Origin of the sequence: Siccibacter colletis (genome assembly GCF_025914095.1) — a bacterium.
In the GTDB taxonomy this organism is placed as follows: domain Bacteria; phylum Pseudomonadota; class Gammaproteobacteria; order Enterobacterales; family Enterobacteriaceae; genus Siccibacter; species Siccibacter colletis.
The window spans coordinates 2,002,821-2,021,753 of record NZ_CP074352.1; the positions used below are offsets into that span (position 1 = coordinate 2,002,821).

The window sequence follows — 18,933 nt, forward strand, 5'->3', positions numbered from 1 at the left end:
AAGTTTACAAAACATTTAACATGGCGCGTTTTTTCTGGTTCGGTACGAACCCCTTAACCTGGTTGATTTCATGAATATCTCATTCGTCAGAAAGGTGCCTCTTTCTGTATGGCTGTTGCCTGCCATTTTTTCTCCTTGCTTCACCAGCACCGTTGCGGCTGCTCAGACCGCCGCATCTACTTCTGAACAAACGATGGTCGTGACCGCTACGCCCGGCGGCCTCTCCGAGCTGGATACCCCGGCGGCAGTGAGCGTGGTTCACGGCGACGAGATGCGTCATGCCGCGCCGCGCGTCAACCTTTCTGAAAGCCTCGGTGCCGTGCCTGGCCTGCAGGTGCAGAACCGTCAGAACTATGCGCAGGATCTGCAGCTGTCGATCCGCGGCTTCGGCTCCCGCTCCACCTTTGGCGTGCGCGGTCTGCGCTTATACGTGGACGGCATTCCCGCCACCATGCCGGACGGTCAGGGCCAGACGTCAAACATCGACATCAACAGCGTTGAGAGCATCGACGTACTGCGCGGCCCCTTCTCCGCGCTCTACGGTAACGCTTCCGGCGGTGTGCTGAACGTCACCACCGAAACCGGACGTCAGCCGCCGACCATTGAAGCGAGCAGCTGGTACGGCAGCTACGGCAGCTGGCGTTACGGTCTGAAAGCCACCGGTGCGACAGGCGATGGTACCCAGGCAGGCGACGTTGACTACGCCGTCTCCACCACGCGCTTTACCACCCACGGCTATCGCGACCACAGCGGCGCGCGTAAAAATCTGGCTAACGCCAAACTCGGCGTGCGCCTCGACGACGCCAGCAAACTGACGCTGCTGTTCAACAGCGTTGATATCAAAGCGGACGATCCGGGCGGCCTGACTAAAGAGGAGTGGCGTGCCGATCCGCGTCAGTCGCCGCGTGCCGAGCAGTACAACACCCGTAAGACCATCAAGCAGACCCAGGCAGGCCTGCGCTATGAGCGCGCTCTGACCGCAAACGACGATTTCAGCCTGATGGCTTACGCCGGCGAGCGTGAAACCACCCAATACCAGTCGATCCCGCAGGCTCCGCAGCTGCGTCCTACCCACGCCGGCGGTGTGATCTCTCTCAGCCGTCACTACCAGGGCGTGGACACCCGCTGGACGCACCGCGACGAGTGGCTTATTCCGGTGAGCTTCACCACCGGGATCAACTACGAGACCATGACCGAGGACCGTAAGGGCTACGAGAACTTTGTCTACCAGAACGGCGTGCCGCAGTTCGGTGAGAAAGGCAACCTGCGCCGCAACGAGCGCAACCTGATGTGGAACGTGGACCCGTATCTGCAGACCAGCTGGCAACTGACCGACAAGCTGTCGCTGGATGCAGGGGTGCGCTACAGCTCTATCTGGCTGGACTCCAACGACAAATACGTCACTGCACAAAACGGCGACGCCAGCGGCGAAGCCAGCTACCACAAGTGGCTCCCGGCAGGATCGCTGAAGTACGCGGTAACCGATGCCTGGAATGTGTATCTGGCGGCGGGCCGCGGATTTGAAACCCCGACCCTCACCGAACTCTCCTACCGTGCCGGCACCCAGGACGGGCTGAACCTTGAACTGCAGCCGGCCACCAGCGATACCGTGGAGATCGGCAGTAAAACCCGCATCGGCAACGGCCTGTTCACCGCCGCGCTGTTCCAGACCGATACCGACAACGAGATTGTCTCTGACAGCAGCTCCGGCGGACGTGCCAGCTACAAAAATGCCGGTAAAACGCGTCGTCAGGGCGTGGAGCTGGGCCTTGACCAGCAGTTCGCCGACGCGTGGCGCCTGAAAATGGCCTGGACCTACATCGACGCCACCTACCGCAGCAACGTCTGCGGTGACACCGACTGCAACGGCAACCGTATGCCGGGCATAGCCCGTAATATGGGTTACGCCTCGCTGGGCTGGGAACCGGAACAGGGCTGGTACGCGGGCGGCGACGTGCGCTACCTGAGCGACATCATGGCAGATGACGAGAACACCGCCAAAGCGCCAACCTGGACCGTTGTCGGTCTGAACACCGGCTACAAATGGCAGATCGGACAGGGCTCGGTGGATCTCTTCACCCGCGTCGATAACCTGTTCGACCGCGAATACGCGGGCTCAGTGATCGTCAACGAAAGCAACGGCCGCTATTTCGAACCGGCACCGGGACGCAACTACAGCGTCGGCCTGTCGTTCGGCTACAGCTTCCAGTAATACTCTCTCAGGGGGCAACGACGTTGCCCCTTTTTATTTCCCTTCTACTGACTTTCACAACAGATAAACCAGGAATCAGGCGATAACAGCCTGCAATTGATGGGTTAACTAGCGCATCGCCCTTCACTTCCCGGCTTGCCCGCTATGCGCGAAGCCAGCAAAAATCCTGACACCATCTGCCTGCTGCGGCAGGCAATTCTCTCGCTCCGCCTATACTAAAGGTTATTTGTTGAGCGCAGGAGCATGATATGGGGCAAGTCTGGCATCAGAATGCGGTTATCTATCAGGTCGATCCGGGCCGCTTTTTCGACACCAATGCCGACGGCAGCGGTGATTTGCGCGGCGTAGTGCAGAAGCTCGATTACATCGCCTCGCTGGGCGCCACCACGCTGTGGCTGAATCCGTTTTACGTATCTCCCGGGCGCGATAACGGCTATGACGTGGTGGATCACCTCGCGGTGGACCCGCGAAGCGGTACGGAAGACGATATTCGCTGGCTACTGGAAGAGACCCGTAAGCGCGGCATGCGGGTAATTGTCGAACTGGTGGCCCAGCATACCTCTGACCAGGCGTACTGGTTCCAGGAAGCCCGTAAATCTCCGCAGTCGCCGTTTCGCGACTTCTATATCTGGTCCGATAAACCCGAGCCCAACGAGCCCGCGCCGATGTTTCCCACCGTCGAGCCGAGCATCTGGCGCTGGGACGAGGAAGCGGGCCAGTATTATCGCCACCTGTTCTATCACCATGAGCCGGATCTCAATCTCAGCAACCCGCTGGTGGTGGCCGAGGTGGATCGCATTCTGCTGCACTGGGCCAATATGGGCGTGGCGGGCTTTCGCGTCGACGCCGCCTCGCACATGGTGGAACAGGCCGGTGCCGGGCAGAAAGAAACCGGTTACGCCCTGTTCGACCGCTTTCATGACCTGCTGATGCCGGATAATCCCGATACCATTCTGCTGGGGGAAGTGGACGTCAGCGTCGAGGAGATGAAGCACTATTTCGACGAAGGCCAGCGTCTGACCACCCTGCTCAATTTCTGGATCAACAAGAATATCTTCCTGGCAATGGCCCGGGAGGACTCAACCCCATTGTGTAAGGCGCTGGAAGAGCTGCCGGTGCCGCCGGAGCGCTGCGGCTACTGCTTCTGGCTGCGCAATCACGACGAGCTGGACATGGAAGATCTCGACCAGCACGACTACGACTTTGTGATGGACAAGTACGCCCCCACCGAGGAGATGCGGATCTATGGCCGTGGCATCCGTCGCCGTCTGGCACCGATGCTCGACGGCGACGAGCGTCATCTGGCGATGGCGCACGCCCTGCTGTTTTCGCTGCCGGGTACGCCGGTGATCCGCTACGGGGATGAGATCGGCATGGGTGACGATCTTAACCAGCCTGAACGCGAATCGGTGCGTACGCCGATGCAGTGGGACGACTCTCCGGGCGCGGGCTTCTCGGCCGCCGATGCGGCGCGATTTATCTCGCCGATAATCGCCACCGGCCCCTACAACTACCACAAAATTAACGTCGCCGAGCAGCTGGCGCGCGAAGGTTCTCTGCTGCAACGCATCCGCACTATCGTTCACGTCTGGCGCGAATTGCCGGAGGTGCACTACCACTGCTTCACTCACGTTACGTTGTCACAGAAATGCGTTTATGCGGTGCGCTATGAGGATGAGAATGCGGCGACGCTGATGTTTATCAATCTCGCTGCCGCGCCGGTAGAGATTGATTGTGAAGAAGCCGCCGGGCTGGCCGGCGCGCAGGAGGTGCTGGCGGATGACACCTACGACGCGCCGACGCAGACCCTGCGTCTGAACGGCTACGGTTATCGCTGGCTGCGTCTGATGTAGCGCAGTAATCCCCCGACCAGGATCCCGGTGACGGCAACGGCCGCCACGCCCACCACACCGGAATCCACCGCCACCGCCTTGCGGACCGCCTGATTATCAAAGCGGCCGTGGGCGCGGTGCCCGGTGGTTAACGGACGATAGAGATAATCTTCGCGTTTGCCCGGTTCGCTCTCATCCCCCAGTTGCTCCTCCCATGTCTGACGCGCCAGCCAGCGATCGAGCACGCCGGGGAAAAACATATTGCCGACAATCGAGATGACGGTATTTTTGCCGAGCCACAGCTCACGCGGCGGGCGTCTGGCAATGGCGACGTCAAAGATGGCGCGCGCCGCCACTTCCGGCTGGTAGATGGGCGGGATCGGCTGCATGCGCTGAGAGAACTTGTTGCGCGCCCAGTTGAACTGCGGCGTGTTGACCGCCGGTAGCTGCACCATAGAGACGCGAATATGGCTTTTCTGATGCAGCAGTTCGCAGCGCAGCGAATCGGTGAAGCCGCGGATCGCCGCTTTGGCACCGCAATAGGCAGACTGCAACGGGATAGAGCGCCAGGCCAGTGCCGATCCCACCTGAACAATGGTGCCGCTGTTGCGCGGCTGCATGTAGCGCAGCGCGGCGCGGGTGCCGTTGACCGTACCGAGATAGGTCACGTCGGTGACGCGCTGAAACTCGTCAGCGGAAAGTTCTTCCATTGGCCCCAGCACGGTGGTCATGGCGCAGTTGACCCAGATACCAATCGGGCCAAGCTCACTTTCGATACGCTGGGCCGCTTCATCCATAGCCCGGGCATCCGCCACGTCAGCGCTGATCCCCAGCACAAGGCCGCCGTAGTCTCTCAACTCGCGCACCGTCTGGCGCAATCCCTCATCCCCACGCGCAATCACGGCGACATCGTACCCTGATGCGGCGAAGTGAGTTGCCGTCGAGCGTCCTACGCCGGCGGTACCGCCGGTTATTACCGCAACAAACGCATTGCTGACCATATCCATGCCCCATTTTTAATTGTGTAATCAAAGCGTAGTACAGGGCGGGAAAGAAAGCGGAGCGCGGCCCCGGTTTAACGCAGGGCCGCAGGGTGAAAGGTAATCAGAACGTGGTCCAGCTCGCCTCGTCGGTGGCCTGGCGTGTGGTGACGGCAGGCTTAGCCGGCGCGCGTTCGGCCAGCTGGCGCGAGGTGGTTTGCGGCTTATCATCGAGATGGAAATTCGCCACCAGACGTTCCAGCAGGCTGGCCTGCTCCTCCAGCGAGGTAGCGGACGATGACGATGCCATTACCAGCGAGGCGTTTTGTTGCGTAGTGGTGTCGAGTTCACCCACCGCACGGGCAATCTGCTCGATGCCGCGGCTCTGCTCTTCGGAGGCAGACGAGATCTCATCCATGATGTCGTTAACGCGGGTCACCGCACTCACCACCTGCTCCATCGTTTCCCCGGCGCGCGCCACCAGATCGCTACCGGTCTGGATGCGCGACACCGATTCGCTGATCAGCTGTTCGATATCCTTCGCGGCCTGAGAGCTGCGCTGGGACAGGCTGCGCACTTCGCTGGCGACCACAGCAAAGCCGCGGCCCTGCTCACCGGCGCGCGCCGCTTCCACCGCAGCGTTGAGCGCCAGAATGTTGGTCTGGAACGCAATGCTGTTGATCACCGCCGTGATGTCGGCGATTTTCTTCGAGCTGGCAGAGATATCGCCCATGGTTCTCACCACGTCACGCACCACCACGCCGCCTTCACTGGCGGTGCTGGATGCTTCCGCCGAGATCTTGCTGGCGTGACGCGCGTTATCGGCGTTGTTTTTCACCGTAGCCGTAAGCTGTTCCATACTGGCCGCGGTCTGCACAACTGCCGCCGCCTGCTGTTCGGTGCGCGATGACAGATCGCTGTTGCCGGTAGCGATAGTGGTCGCCGCGCGCGACACGCTGGAAACGCTGGTGCGCACGTCACCGATCATGCCGCGCAGGCGGTCGTTCATTTTGCTCATCGCGGCGGTGAGTTTACCCAGCTCGTCATCGCGATCGACCTCAATGCGTGAACTGAGATCGCCGCCGGCGATGCGCTCTGCCAGCGCCAGGTTATGCAACACCGGACGGGTGATCTGACGCGTGATGTACACCGACACCAGAATGCCGATAAGAATCGCGATTGCCCCGATAATCAGCGTGATGTTGGCCGAGCCGTAGGCCAGCTCATCGTTATAGGTTTTCACCAGGCCAATGATCGCTTTTAACGAAGCACTGCTCTTGTCGCCGGCGACTTTTACCTGATCCTCCGCGCCTTTGAGCGCGGTGAATGCGGCAAAATAGTCGTTGCTCAGCGTCCGTACCCGGGTGGTGTCGTTCCACAGCCCCTGCAGCGGGGTTTGCAGCTCAGGCGGAAGCTGGCTGTTCAGCGCTTCATAGCGTGACGCCGTTGCGCGGTAACGTTCGTCCAGCGCCTGCTGTGCGGCATCGCTGACGCTGTAGCGCAGAGCAAAGGCGTAGTCGCGCACGTTGCCGATGGCGAACAGCAGCTCGTAAAGTTGATACGCAAGTTCACTGTCCATCAGCGGGGTGCGGATCAGGGCGCTGAAGCGTGCCGTGTCGTCCTGGGCTGCTAGCGCATCAATGTCAGTGCGGATCCCGTTCAGCTTATCGGTGGCGGCTTTCATCGCCCCGGTGCTGGTCTGGAAGCTGTTCAGATGACCGGAGAGGTCGTTGAGAATGGCGGCTTCGCGCGCAGACCAGGAGAGCGCTTTTGCTTCATCGGTCAGGTCTGAGGCGTGGGTGACGTAACGGGCCATGATATCGCCGGCTTTATCGTCACCGTAGAAGTATTTGAGCCGGTTTATTTTTGCCTGAAACACCTCAATGTTGATGTTGTAGATTAAATTGGTTTTTTGATAGATATCCCGGATTTCTTTAAAGCGCGCCATGCTCAGCACGGTGGCAATGGCAACCAGTAACAGCACCAGACCAAACCCTACCGACAGCTTTTTCGCAATCCTTACGTTTCGTAAGCGGGCCAACAGACCACTCATCCCGTACCCCCAGAGTCATTATGATTGTTATGTGGGATAAAAAAGCATCCCGATCAGGTTATCGGTTGTCCGGGTGGTTTGTTTATAGACAGAGGTAGTTATCTGTTGAGGTTGTGGGAAAGATCAAAAAAAATGGCCTTTATCCGAAAGCCTCTTCAGAAGCCGTCGGGATAAAGGCCATCATGCACACGCGCACAGCTCATTCCAGAACTGGAGCCGCGTTGCGCGCCGCCTGCGGTTATTTTGCGCGATACCACGCAGGATCAATATTGCCATAGTCGATGCCATACAGGTGTCCGGTGGGAAGAAACGACTCCAGCACGCGATCGCCGTTGCTGGAATTTCCGGGCCGCAGTAAGGCCAGACAGCGGCGCACAATCCTGGTGCGTAGCCGTGCCAGTGTTCGTCCAGATGCTATTTTCATCGCCTCTCTCCTGCTCTGATGCGCGTTGTGATGTGGCACCAGTAAAACGCGAGAGAGGCCGGATGGGAAATAAACCTTTCAGCAGTGGTTAGCTAAAAAATAGCTAATTACTCTACGCTGAAGTGCTGGCGAATAAGTATTAACGCACCGTCATCAATTGATTTATGAATAACCTTGATACTGGTCGCCGCGTCTTTACGTTCGAGTGCATCCAGCAGGTCTTCGTAATTATGATGTCCGTGGATCATCTCATTTGATTGCGGGTAGAGATAATTAAAACTTGGACCAATTCGGATCCACATCTGTTCTATTAATCCCATCAGCGTTGGCATGCCGGCGCAGGCATAGAGTTCGAAACGAAATGCGCGGTTGGCCTGCAGCGCCTCTTCCACGCTGCCGGAGATTTTTGCGGCGCGGAACAGTTCAAACCGCTGGCGCAGCCCTGCCAGTTGCTCCGGCGTGCAGCGCTGGGTGGCTACTTCAACCGCCTGAGATTCAAGGTTTTTACGGATAACCGTGATCTCATTGAAGCGCTCCAGCGTCAGCTCAGGCACCAGAAATGCCTGTGCAGGCGTGGCATCCAGCGCCCCCGAGGAGACGAGCCGCAGCAGCGCCTCGCGCACCGGTGTAATGCTGGTACCCAGCTGATCGGCAATCTCCTTTGTCACCAGACGCGCACCTGGTTTAAGCGATCCCATGATAAGCGCGTTCTTTAAACGCACCTCAACCTGCATTGTTAAACTCATTCGTTGCGCTTTTTCCATATCAAGCATGTTTATTTCCTATCGCAAAAAATCTACTTTGTATTTGCAGTTTATTTACTGGACTGCGATAACTGTGGGTAACAGGATATATCATGTATTAACAGACGGCTCACAGTGACCTGCCTCAAAGGAAGAAAAAAATATTCTTAATTAACGTCTTATCATGAGACAACACATAACAGGTACAGATTGTCATGAAACGTTCCGTCTTTAAACTCGCATCTCTGGCATTAGCGACAGGACTTCTCACCGGGTACGCGCAGGCGAGTGAAATCACCATCGCCCAGCCCGCTTCTGCAACCGCTATGGACCCCGGCTTTCTGAAAGAAGCCGCGACCCTGGTGGACAACGTATTTGACACTATGGTGATGCGCGATGCCTCTATGGCGCTGAAACCCGGCCTCGCCACATCATGGAAAGCCATTAACGACACCACCTGGCAGTTTGATCTGCGCCAGGGGGTTAAATTCACCAACGGCGAACCGGTTAACGCCGCCGCGGTGAAATTCTCCTTAGATCGCATCCTCGATCCGGCAAACAAGGCGCCGACCATCTCCTACATTCGCACCATCAAATCCGTTGAGGCGACCGGCGAATACCAGATCCAGATCCATACCGATGGCCCCGACCCACTGCTGCCAACGCGCATGAGCCGCTATCCGGCCTATATCGTTCCGCCTGCCTATGTAAGTAAAGTCGGTGCCGCAGAATTTGCACGAAAACCTGTGGGAAGTGGGGCCTATACCGTCAAAGAATTTGTGCCGGATGAACGCGTGGTGATGCAGGCTAACGGCGATTACTGGCGCGGCAAACCCGCGATTGATACCGTGACCTGGCGTCCGATTCCGGAAGCCACCGGACGTATTACGGCGTTACTCACCGGTGAAGTGCAACTGGTTGATGGCGTTCCGGCGGATCTGGTCCCGGCGCTGAAGAACAAACCCGGCGTGAAGCTGGAGCAGGTGAAAGGCGGCGGGCTGACCATCTACCTGGGCCTGAAGAACGATCAGAAGCCGCTCAACGACGCCCGCGTGCGTAAAGCGCTGTCGCTGGCCCTTAACCGTGACGCTTATACCAGCAATCTGCTGCACGGCTTTGGCACGCCGACGGGCACCATGGCGCGCCCGGCAGACTTCGGTTACCTGAACATCGCCGCGCCGAAACAGAATATTGCCGAAGCCAAAGCGCTGCTGAAAGAAGCCGGTTATGCCGACGGCTTTACTCTGAAGTTCCAGGCGCCGCGTCGCTACATTGCCAGCGCCGAAGTGGCCCAGGCTATCGTGCAGGATCTGGCGGCCATCGGCGTGAAAGCGCAGCTGGAAGTGCCGGAGTGGTCGGTCTATACCCAGCAGGTGGCGTCCGGTAAACAGGCGGCGATGTATATGCTGGCCTGGGGCTCCACCCAGACGCTGGATGCCGACGCGGCGCTCTACCCGATCCTGCGCTCCGGCGAGCCGTACTCCACCGTCAGCAATCCAGAGCTGGATAAACTGCTCAACGAAAGCCGCTCCACCGTCGATGCCGCGAAGCGTGGCGAACTGCTGAAGCAGATCCAGCAGTGGGTTGAGAAAGAGCAGCCGCTGATCCCGCTGTATCAGGAAGACGCTCTGTACGCGCATGGTGACAACGTCACCTTTACCGGTCGCACTGATGCCCGTATTCCGCTGTTCGACCTGAGGGTGAAATGATTTTTACTGGCCGTAAACACTCGCGCCCTGCCCGTCGCCGCTTCCACGGCGACGGTGTGGTCGGTGGGGTCCTGATCGCGGTAGTGATTATCGGGGCGCTGCTGGCGCCCTGGTTACCCTTCCCCGACCCGTTGACCAACAATCTGGTTGCCATGTTCCAGCCACCCGGCAGTGAAGGACACTGGCTCGGCACCGATCAGTTGGGTCGCGATCTGCTGGCGCGTATTCTTTCCGGCGCGCGCCTGTCGCTGTTTGTGGTGCTGGTCGCGGCGGCGATTGCTGCGGTTATTGGCACGCTGCTCGGCATGATGGCCGGCTATCTTGGCGGCTGGGTTGATGCCCTGATCATGCGCCTGATGGACATTCAGCTCGCCGTGCCGTTTATTCTGCTGATCCTGCTGGTGATGGCGCTGTTTGGCACCACCCTGACCAACATTATTGTCATCATGGGCGTGACCAGCTGGGCGATTTACGCCCGCGTGGCGCGCGCCAAAACCCTGGAGATCCGCGAGCTGGAGTACATCGACGCGGTAAAAGCGATGGGCTTCTCCACGCCGCGTATTCTGCTGCGCCACGTGTTGCCGAACCTGGCGACGCCGCTGGTGGTGCTGCTTACCCTCGATATTCCGCGCCTTATCGTGCTGGAGGCCTCGATTGGCTTTCTCGGCATGGGCATTCAGCCCCCGACCCCGACGCTCGGCAATCTGATTGGCGAAGGCCGCTCTTACATGCTGCTGGCCCAGTGGCTGGTGTTCTGGCCGGGTGTGGTCATCGCCATGCTGGTGATCGGCTGCAACCTGCTCGGCGACCATCTGCTGCGCAAAACCCACACGAGGCTCGACTGATATGGCGCGCTATTTACTCTCCCGCCTCGGTCAGTCGGTGCTGGTGCTGTTTGGCGTCTCGCTGCTGATTTTCTTCAGCCTGCACTTAACCGGCGATCCGGCGGCCATCATGATGCCGCCCGGCGCAAGCCAGCAGGAGATCGACCAGTTTCGTCACAGCATGGGGTTTGATCAGCCGCTGCTCTGGCAGTACGGCCAGTATCTTGGCAACCTGCTGCAGGGCGATATGGGCCAGTCCCTGCGCTATGACCAGCCGGTCACCACCCTGATTGGGGAACGCGTCCCGGCCACGGTGCTGCTGGCCGTCACCGCCCTCGGCTGGAGTACCGCCGCCGGCCTGCTGCTCGGTCTGGTGAGCGCGGTTTGGCGCAACAGCGTCTGGGATCTTATCGCCCGCCTGCTGGCCTTCAGCGGCCAGGCTATTCCGGTTTTCTGGCTTGGCCTGTTGATGATCCTGTTCTTCAGCCTGCAACTGCGCCTGCTGCCCTCCAGCGGCTATGGCGATCTCACCCATCTCATCATGCCCGCAGTCAGCCTGGGTGCTTACTACATGAGCGCTATCGCTCGTCTGGTGCGCGCCAGCCTGATTGACGTTCTGCATCAGGACTACATCCGTACCGCCCAGGCGAAAGGGCTGAGCGCCTGGCGCATTCTGATCCGCCACGGGCTGCGCAATGCCCTGATCCCGGTAGTCACCGTGCAGGGCATGTATTTCGCCTCGCTGCTCGGCGGCGCGCTGGTGACCGAGATTATCTTTGCCTGGCCCGGCATCGGGCGTCTGGCGGTGCAGGCGATTCAGAACCGGGATTTCCCGCTGGTGCAGGCCATCGTCCTGCTCGCCGCCGTGGTATTTGTGGTGGTCAATCTGGTGATTGACCTGCTTTACGTCGTGTTAAACCCAAGGATCCGCTTATGACCGGGCTGCCGCATCACACGCTGGCTGCAACCCTCGACCTGCTTGAACAACTGACCCCGTTTCGCAGCGTGGCGGGGCAACGGGACGCCCAGCGGCAGCTTGCCGCCTGGCTGGAAAACTGGCTGATTAACGAAATTGAGGCTGAGGTGGTGCTGCCGGTGGCCGACCAGCCGGACGAACACGGCCCGCCGCTGGTCCATGTGCGCATAGACATTAATGCTCCCACCACCGTGGTGCTGTACAACATGTACGACGTGATGCCCGCCAGCGATGAGGGCTGGGACGTACCGCCGTTTGAAGGCGGCATCCGCCACTGGGATGACAAGGGCGACGTTTATATCGCCCGCGGGGCCGAGAACAACAAAGGCCCGCTGGCCGGGATGCTGATGACGGTGCGCGATCTGTGGCTCACCGAACGCCTGCACACCAATATTGAAATCATTCTCGAAGGCGAAGAGGAGATCGGCAGCGGCAACCTGCGGCGCTACCTCAGCCAACAGCCGTGCCCCATCGCGCCGGCAGAGGCGGTGCTGTTCCCGTCGCTGTGCGAATACGGTGGCGGCGCACCGCGACTCTACCTGGGCTTTACCGGCATGACCACAGGACGGCTGAAGGTTGAAGGCGGCAGCTGGGGCGGCCCCCGTGCCGCCATTCATGCCAGTAACGCGGCATGGATCGCCAACCCGGCCTGGCGCATGGTCGAAGCGCTCAACGCCATCGCCCCGGCACACGCCAATGGCGTGCTGCACACCGAACCGGTCACCGGCGAAGCCGCCGATATTCTCGACGAGCTGGCCGCGCAGTTCAGCATCCGCGATGAGCTGATCATGCGTCGCAGCGAACGGCTCACTATTGATACCGACCCCTGGAACGCGTTAGCCCACCTACTGGGCAGCGCGGTGCTGACCATTCCCGACATCTATACCTCACCCCAGGGCGGCCGCGGCATTATACCGCCGCTGGCCTGCGCCGAACTCGCGCTGCGCACCCCGCCGGGGATCGATAAAGATGCCCTGCTGGAACGCATCAAAGCTCAGCTTGCCGATCCGGCGCTCGCCGGCGCTCAGTTGGTGCTTGACGACAGCTATCCGGGTCACCGCTTCAGTATCGACGATATCGGGGTGATGGAGCTGATGAACAGCTATCACCAACAGCAGGCTCGCCCGCAAATCTGGCCGTGGGCGCCCGGCTGCGCCCCTGCCTATGCCTTTGCCCCCATTGCCCCCGCTTTTTTGATTGGCGGCCTCGGCTACGGCGGCAACGCGCACGGCGTGAATGAATTCGTCACGTTGCAGGGACTGCAGCGTTTTCAGCAGTCGCTCAGCGACTGGCTACTGGCTTTTTAACTGCCGGACATCCGGCCTGTGCCTCATCCGGGAAACCCATCAGTAACGGGAAGATAAAATGAAAAACGTTGATGATTTTGAACGTGTAGCACTGGGATTTTTCCCGACACCGCTTGAAACCCTGCCGGGGCTGAGCAAAGAGCTGGGGATCAGTTTGCAGATCAAGCGCGATGACTACAGCGGCTTCGGCGGCGGCGGCAACAAGGTGCGCAAGCTGGAATATCTGATGGCGGAAGCGTGCCGCAACGGCGTGGAAGTGGTGATCACCACCGGCGGGCATCAGTCCAACCACGCCCGCATGGTGGCGGCCGCCGCGCGTAAATTCAGTATGCGTCCGGTACTGGTGCTGCGCGGCAACCCGCCAGAGCACTATCAGGGTAACCTGCTGCTCGATCGCCTGTTTGGGGCCGAGCTGGAGTTTCTTGACCCGGACGACTACTTCACCCTGATTGACGGGGCGATGCAGGCGCATGCCGATAACGCCAGGGCGCGCGGCGAAAAAGCGATGATTATCCCGTTAGGCGGTGCAACCCCGCTGGGGGCGCTGGGCTATGTCCGCGCCGTGGAAGAGATGGATGCGCAGCGTAAAGCGCTGGGCCTGCCGGACCCGGATGTGATTGTCGCCCCTACCGGCTCAGGCGGCACGCTGGCCGGGCTGTATGTCGGCGCGCGCCGCTACTGGCCGAACACGCGTATCGTCGGCATCAGCGTCAGCGCCAAAGCGCCGTGGTTCCAGGAGCGCATTTCGCGCATGGCTCAGGAGTGTGCGGACCTGCTGCAGTGGCCGCAACGCTGGTCGCCGGAGGACATCTGGATTGAGGACGAGTACGTCGGCCAGGCCTACGGCATTCCTTCTGAAGGCGGGATCGAGGCGATCTACCGCGCGGCGCAGGCCGAGGGCGTCCTGCTCGACCCGGTGTACACGGGTAAAGCGATGCACGGCCTGATTTCCCTGGCGCAGCAGCAGCGCATCGCTCCGGGCAGCGAGGTGATTTTCGTTCACTGCGGCGGCTCCCCGGCGCTTTATCCCTTCGCCAGGCAGATTCTGGAGCACTGATATGCCACAGCTGCGTTATCTCAACCATCATCAGGTGGCGACCCTGGGCGGGCTGGACCCGCGGCTGGCGTTGCAGGACGTGACGGACGCGGTGCGTCTGATGCGTGAGGGCGCAGCCGTCATGCCTGCGGAAACCCATGTCGATCTCGATACCCCGCGCGGCAAGGTATATGCCCTGCCAGCCCGGCTCGGCGGGCGCTTTAACGCCACCGGGGTGAAGTGGACGGCGCACCGCCCGGATATCGGGGACGATCTGCCCCAGGCGATGGCGATGACGCTGATCAACCGGGCGGATAACGGCCTGCCGGTCGGCCTGGTGGAGAGCAGCGGTTTAACCGCCGTTCGCACCGCCGCGGTGTCTGCCCTGGTGCTACGCACCGCCGCGCCGCGTCCGGTGACGCGGGTGCTGCTGGCGGGTGCGGGCGTGCAGGCGCGCGCGCATCTGGAAATGCTGCGGGTTCACTTCCCCGATCTGAAACAGCTCTGGTGCTGGAACCGCACGCCGGACAACCTCACAGCGCTGCTGGCCGACATCGACCCGCTGCCGTTCCCGGTCACGCCGGTCGCTACCCTTGATGAGGCCAGCACGCTGCCGTATGACGCGCTGCTGACCTGCACCAGCGCAGCCGAGCCCTGGATTACCCCGGCGTTTTTCCGTCCGGGGACGCTGGTGATGCAGATCGGCTATCACGAAGCCGCGTTCGCCACCCTGGAGCTGGCCGATCGCGTGGTGGTGGATGCCTGGGGTGACTTCTGCCACGTCAGTGCCAAGAGCCTGTTTCAGCTGTTTCGCAGCGGCGGCTTCGCCCCGGAAGCGGTAAGCGCCGATCTGACCCATTTGATTATCGATGGCTGGCGCCCCCCGGCTGAGGCGCGGGTTTATTTTAATTCCTTTGGTCTCAACATATTTGATATTGCGCTGGCCTCCAGGGTGCTGGAGCGAGCCGAAGCACAGCACGTCGGCACGCTGCTCCCCTTTGGGGCCAGCGCTGAACAAGGAGCTGTGGATGCTGATTGAAGCCGCCGAGCTGCGGGCGCGACTCGCGGCAGGCGAACGTTTTACCCTGCTGGATGCGCGTGACAGCGAAGCATGGCGTGCGGCAACGCTGCCGGATGCCAGCGCGTTTAACGTTTACGACTATTTCATTCCTGACTCCAGCGAGCAGGAGATCGCCGCGATGGCCGGTGCGTTTCAGCAGGCCTGGCTGTCGCTCGGCACTGAGGGGCATACGCCGGTGTGGTTTGAAGAGGAAACCGGTATGCGTGCCCCGCGTGGTGCCTGGTTTCACTGGCTGACCGGGCGGGAGGATGCACTGATCCTGAACGGCGGTCTGCGCGCCTGGCGCGACGCCGGTGGCGAGCTGACGCCCGGCAGCGGCGGGCATACGCTGCTTGCTCCCCAACCCGGAGCGGATAAAGCTGCGGGTTTCCACCGCGAGCGGGTCGCCAGTCGGGAAGAGGTGCTGGCAGCGGACGGGGTAAATACGGTGATCCTCGATGCGCGCCGTCCCACCGAGCACGACGGCAGCTTCGCCCACGACTGCTGCGCCCGTGCCGGGCGTATTCCGGGGGCAAAATTGCTGTTCTGGGAGGAGGTGATTGAAGACGGGAAGTTTCGCCCGGCGGCGGAGATCCGCGCCCTCGCCCGTGACGCGGGATTTTCACCTGACCAGCGCATTATCAGCTTTTGCCATCGTGGCGCGCGCGCCGCAACGGTGTACGCCGCGCTGAAATACGCCGGCTTTCGTGACCTGGCGGTGTATGTCGGCTCATGGCACGAATGGGCCGAACACCACGAACTGCCAACAGCGCCCTGATGCCCGGTTAATGCCGGGTGCCACGCGCCCGCTGGCTTCACCCCTGACGTAAGCGCAGCGCTTCGGCAATATCCGGGGCGCTTTTCAGCAATTCACGGGTATAGCTGTGGGCCGGCGTCTCCAGCACCTGCAACGTCTCTCCGCTTTCCACGATCGCACCGCGATACATCACCATCACCCGGTCGCAGACCTGACGCACAGCGCTGAGATCGTGGCTGATAAACAGCACCGTCAGGCCCAGCTTATCGCGCAGATCCGCCAGCAGCGCCAGCACCTGCCCGCGCACTGACAGATCCAGCGCCGACACCGCTTCATCCGCCACCAGCAGCTCTGGCTCCAGCGCCAGCGCGCGGGCAATCGCGATACGCTGGCGCTGTCCGCCCGAAAACGCCGACGGCAGCCGCGCCGCGTGCTCCGGAGCCAGCCCCACCAGCGTCAGCAGCTCGTTGATGCGTGTCGGGATCTCCGCCGCCGGACGCAGCTTGTGCACCCGCAGCGGCTCGGCGATCTGCTCTCCGACGGTCATTTTCGGATCGAGGCTGGCAAAAGGGTCCTGGAAGATAATCTGCGCCCGGCGGCGCATCTGCTGTTGCTGCTGACGGCTGGCTCCGGCGAGGTTGATACCATCGAACAGGATCTCACCGCTGTCTGCCGGGATCAGGCCAATCGCGGTGCGCCCCAGCGTGGTTTTGCCTGAACCGGACTCCCCGATAAGCCCGACGATCTCGCCGCGGCCAATGTTGAGCGTCGTGGGTTGCAGCACCGCCTGGCGATGCGGCGGGAAAAATGGCCACTTGTGCGGCTGGGTGTAGCTGCGCGTCACGTTGGTCAGGGAGATCAGCGGCGCGTCGCTAACCGGCACCACCCGGCGATGGTTTGCCGCCGTGGAGGCAGCAATCAGTTTTTGCGTATAGGGGTGCGAGGGCGCGGATAACAGCGGGGCCACCGCCCCGGCTTCAACGATCTGCCCGCCGTTCATCACGCAGGCGCGATCGGCATAGCGCGCCACCACGCTGAGATCGTGGGTGATGAACAGCACGCCCATCTGCATCTCCTGCTGCAGGGACTGCAACAGTGCCAGGATTTGTGCCTGAATGGTGACATCCAGCGCCGTGGTTGGCTCATCGGCAATCAGCAGCGCCGGTTTACAGCTGATGGCGCTGGCGATCATCACGCGCTGGCGCATACCGCCGGAGAGCTGGTGTATATACTGTTTCGCCCGGCGGGCCGGATCGACAATCCCGACCTTATCCAGCAGCGCCACCGCCTGCTGCTGCGCCGCTTTCCAGGAGAGCCCCTGATGCCGCACCAGCACTTCGGCGATCTGCTCGCCTACGGTCAGCACCGGGTTCATGCTGCTCATCGGCTCCTGAAAAATCATCGCGATCTGACTGCCGCGAATCCCGGCGCGATATTTCTGCTCTGGTGCAGCCACCCGCTCGCCGTTAAAGGTCACGCTGCCGCCGACGTGCTGAACGCCTTCGGGAAGCAGGCCGAGCACCGAGAGTGCGCTGAGGGTTTTGCCGGAGCCGGATTCGCCGACCAGCGCCACGATCTCGCCGCGCTCGACGTGAAAATCGATGCCGTGCACCAGCGGCTTACCGCCTGCGGTGGCAAGGGTTAGTCCGCTAACCTGGAGTAAAGAGGTGTCTGAATTCACTGGCGTTTCCCGTTTGCAACCGATTTTCGAGCATATCGGCTGCGGGCGACGGGAACAAGACGTTATTCAGTCGATTTTATGATGGGTTATACCATTTTGAACGGGCGACGGCGCACCGCCGCCCGCAGGGATTATGCGTCGTCGGCGACGCGAATCACCACTTTGCCGAAGTTTTTCCCTTCCAGCAGACCAATCAGGGTTTCCGGGGCGTTTTCCAGCGCGTCAACCATCTGCTCGCGGTAGTGGATTTTGCCCTCTTCCACCCAGCGCGACATCTCAGAGAAGAACTCGTCGAAGCGGTGGCCGTAATCCTGATTAATGATGAACCCCTGCATGCGCAGACGTTTTTTCAGCATGGTGCCCATCAGCAGCGGCAGGCGGTCCGGCCCGGCCGGCAGTTCGGTACTGTTGTAACCGGCCACCAGGCCGCAGATCGGCACGCGGGCGGCCGTGTTGAGCAGCGGGAGTACCGCATCGAACACCTTCCCGCCGACGTTCTCGTAATAGACGTCGATACCCTGCGGACAGGCCTGCTTCAGCTGCTGTTCGAAATCGTCCGCCCGGTGATCGATGCAGACGTCAAAGCCCAGAGTTTCAATCGCGTGACGGCATTTTTCGATGCCCCCGGCGATCCCGACCACGCGACAGCCTTTGATCTTACCGATCTGGCCCACCGTGGCACCCACCGGGCCGGTCGCGGCGGCCACCACCAGGGTTTCGCCCTCTTTCGGCTGGCCGATATCCAGCAGGCCCATGTAGGCGGTAAAGCCCGGCATCCCCAGCACGCCCAGCGTCCAGGATGGACGATGCGGTTTTTTACCGAGGTTGGTCAGGCCGGTGCCGTCCGACAGCGCATAGTCCTGCCAGCCACTGTAGCCCAGCACCCAGTCGCCCTCTTCAAAGCCGTCCAGCTTTGAGGTTTCGACCCGGCTGACGGTACCGCCCACCATAACATCGCCCAGCTCCACCGGCGCGGAGTACGACGGCTCATCGCTCATGCGCCCGCGCATATAGGGGTCGAGCGATAAAAACACCGTGCGCAGCAGCACTTCGCCATTGGCAGGCGTCGGCACCTCGGTGGTATCGAGGCGGAAGTTTTCCGGCGTCGGTGCGCCATGTGGACGGGAGGCCAGTAGCCAGCGGCGGTTTTGTTGCTGTTTCATCAGTGTCTCCTCTTTTTTACATCGTCTGTTAATACTAGACGCCTTCGCCGCCCCCGGTTTGGCACTCTGCGGCTTATGCAGTTATTAGTGCAAAATCATGCACTTTCTTTTGTTAAAAAAATTGACAGTACGCCGTTGCGCGGGCGTATTATCGGGTATCGAAAACAGTATTCTCC

Annotated in this window: 15 protein-coding genes; 9 read left to right on the forward strand and 6 right to left on the reverse strand. The window is 60.8% G+C overall.

The genetic code is table 11. From position 1 onward, the window contains the following. The first annotated feature begins 70 nt into the window (after positions 1-70). Together pqqU and KFZ77_RS09600 are read left to right on the forward strand one after the other, a co-directional pair. Entirely contained in the window at positions 71-2,212 is a 2,142-nt protein-coding gene (gene pqqU / locus KFZ77_RS09595) for a TonB-dependent receptor PqqU (RefSeq protein WP_264386122.1), read from the forward strand. Between the two features lie 248 nt (positions 2,213-2,460). Beyond that, complete coding sequence (locus KFZ77_RS09600; RefSeq protein WP_264386123.1) at positions 2,461-4,065, forward strand: alpha-amylase family protein; 1,605 nt, start codon at positions 2,461-2,463, stop codon at positions 4,063-4,065. Here KFZ77_RS09600 and KFZ77_RS09605 read toward each other — a convergent pair. The 4 genes from KFZ77_RS09605 to KFZ77_RS09620 all read right to left on the reverse strand — a co-directional run bounded on the left by KFZ77_RS09605 (position 4,041) and on the right by KFZ77_RS09620 (position 8,274). Continuing rightward, a complete protein-coding gene (locus KFZ77_RS09605; protein ID WP_031519410.1) occupies positions 4,041-5,045 on the reverse strand; it encodes an SDR family oxidoreductase in 1,005 nt (334 codons plus the stop codon). The two genes, KFZ77_RS09600 and KFZ77_RS09605, sit on opposite strands and share 25 nt — an antisense overlap. A gap of 103 nt (positions 5,046-5,148) precedes the next feature. Beyond that, the gene (locus KFZ77_RS09610; protein WP_264386124.1) at positions 5,149-7,077 is read right to left on the reverse strand and encodes a methyl-accepting chemotaxis protein; all 1,929 of its coding nucleotides are present in this window, start codon (positions 7,075-7,077) and stop codon (positions 5,149-5,151) included. Positions 7,078-7,315: 238 nt separating this feature from the next. Further along, on the reverse strand, positions 7,316-7,501 hold the full coding sequence (locus KFZ77_RS09615) for a hypothetical protein (protein ID WP_152548339.1): 186 nt from the start codon (positions 7,499-7,501) through the stop codon (positions 7,316-7,318). Between the two features lie 107 nt (positions 7,502-7,608). After that, the gene (locus KFZ77_RS09620) at positions 7,609-8,274 is read right to left on the reverse strand and encodes a GntR family transcriptional regulator (protein ID WP_264386125.1); all 666 of its coding nucleotides are present in this window, start codon (positions 8,272-8,274) and stop codon (positions 7,609-7,611) included. A 185-nt stretch (positions 8,275-8,459) separates the two neighbouring features. Between KFZ77_RS09620 and KFZ77_RS09625 the strand changes: the two genes are divergently transcribed. Genes KFZ77_RS09625 through KFZ77_RS09655 form a run of 7 tightly spaced genes read left to right on the forward strand, consistent with a single transcriptional unit; the run spans position 8,460 to position 15,934 of the window. After that, a complete protein-coding gene (locus KFZ77_RS09625) occupies positions 8,460-9,953 on the forward strand; it encodes an ABC transporter substrate-binding protein (RefSeq protein ID WP_264386126.1) in 1,494 nt (497 codons plus the stop codon). After that, complete coding sequence (locus tag KFZ77_RS09630) at positions 9,950-10,798, forward strand: ABC transporter permease (RefSeq protein WP_264386127.1); 849 nt, start codon at positions 9,950-9,952, stop codon at positions 10,796-10,798. Before KFZ77_RS09625 ends, KFZ77_RS09630 begins: the two co-directional genes overlap by 4 nt. A 1-nt stretch (position 10,799) precedes the next feature. Then, entirely contained in the window at positions 10,800-11,714 is a 915-nt protein-coding gene (locus KFZ77_RS09635; RefSeq protein WP_031519403.1) for an ABC transporter permease, read from the forward strand. Further along, positions 11,711-13,060: a M20 family metallopeptidase gene (locus KFZ77_RS09640; RefSeq protein ID WP_264386128.1), complete on the forward strand. Its 1,350-nt coding sequence runs from the start codon at positions 11,711-11,713 to the stop codon at positions 13,058-13,060. Before KFZ77_RS09635 ends, KFZ77_RS09640 begins: the two co-directional genes overlap by 4 nt. A gap of 58 nt (positions 13,061-13,118) precedes the next feature. Then, the gene (locus KFZ77_RS09645; RefSeq protein ID WP_264386129.1) at positions 13,119-14,117 is read left to right on the forward strand and encodes a 1-aminocyclopropane-1-carboxylate deaminase/D-cysteine desulfhydrase; all 999 of its coding nucleotides are present in this window, start codon (positions 13,119-13,121) and stop codon (positions 14,115-14,117) included. Between the two features lies 1 nt (position 14,118). Next, complete coding sequence (locus KFZ77_RS09650) at positions 14,119-15,135, forward strand: ornithine cyclodeaminase family protein (protein WP_051640450.1); 1,017 nt, start codon at positions 14,119-14,121, stop codon at positions 15,133-15,135. Next, positions 15,125-15,934 (forward strand): sulfurtransferase, encoded by an 810-nt coding sequence (locus KFZ77_RS09655; protein WP_031519398.1) that lies wholly within the window; start codon positions 15,125-15,127, stop codon positions 15,932-15,934. Before KFZ77_RS09650 ends, KFZ77_RS09655 begins: the two co-directional genes overlap by 11 nt. A 37-nt stretch (positions 15,935-15,971) precedes the next feature. On the opposite strand, the gene KFZ77_RS09660 is transcribed toward KFZ77_RS09655, so the two are convergent. Both KFZ77_RS09660 and KFZ77_RS09665 read right to left on the reverse strand, forming a co-directional pair. Continuing rightward, positions 15,972-17,594, reverse strand: coding sequence for an ABC transporter ATP-binding protein (locus tag KFZ77_RS09660; RefSeq protein ID WP_264386130.1), 1,623 nt, complete (start codon positions 17,592-17,594; stop codon positions 15,972-15,974). Positions 17,595-17,725: 131 nt separating this feature from the next. Beyond that, positions 17,726-18,757, reverse strand: coding sequence for an NADP-dependent oxidoreductase (locus tag KFZ77_RS09665; protein WP_031519395.1), 1,032 nt, complete (start codon positions 18,755-18,757; stop codon positions 17,726-17,728). Positions 18,758-18,933 lie beyond the last annotated feature (176 nt).